Genomic DNA, 688 nt, shown 5'->3' on the forward strand with positions numbered 1-688 from the left:
GACCCGCACGACGGTGTCTACACCGCGGCGCGCCTGGCCAAGGACGAGGGCGTGCCCATCTCGACGATCTCGTTCGGCACCCCGTACGGCACCGTCGACTACGAGGGCGCCACCATTCCGGTTCCGGTGGACGATCAGACCCTGCAGAAGATCGGCGAGATCACCGACGGCCAGGCCTTCCACGCCGACAGCCTGGACTCGCTGGAGAACGTGTACACGACGCTGCAGCGCCAGATCGGCTACGAAACCGTCAAGGGCGATGCCAGCCTGGCCTGGATGCTGCTCGGTGCCGTCGTGATGGCCGGCGCCGTGCTGGCCGGCCTGCTGCTGAACCGCCGGCTGCCCGCCTGATACGCGCTAGGTCGGCAGGCGCCGATTGATCAACAGCGCCAACGCGGTCGCGATCAGTGCGGCCAGCACCCCGAGGCGCAGCCAGCCGGCGCTGCCCGGGCCCGGCACCGTGCGGTAACCGATCTCGTTCTCGATCGCGTTGTAGCTCTTTTCGAGCTCGCCGAGGTTGGTGGCGGTGTAGGGCTGCCCGCCGGAGAGTCTGGCGATCGTCTTCATCTGGTCGGTCGACACCGGGACCGCGACGCGCTGCCCGTCCATCTCGATCTCACCGCCCTTGGTTCCGAACGAGATCGTCGAGATGGGCACGCCCTGGCCCTTGGCCAGGCGCGCCGCGGTG

2 pseudogenes are annotated in these 688 nt (G+C 68.8%); one reads left to right on the forward strand and one right to left on the reverse strand.

Annotated features, from left to right (window positions below):
* Window positions 1-351 (forward strand): annotated as a pseudogene (locus A5775_RS00635) (hypothetical protein); the annotation flags it as partial.
* Between the two features lie 6 nt (window positions 352-357).
* Here the strand turns inward: A5775_RS00635 and A5775_RS00640 are convergent.
* Window positions 358-688 (reverse strand): annotated as a pseudogene (locus tag A5775_RS00640) (hypothetical protein); the annotation flags it as partial.

The organism is Mycobacterium sp. 852002-10029_SCH5224772 (genome assembly GCF_001667315.1).
Lineage (GTDB): Bacteria > Actinomycetota > Actinomycetes > Mycobacteriales > Mycobacteriaceae > Mycobacterium.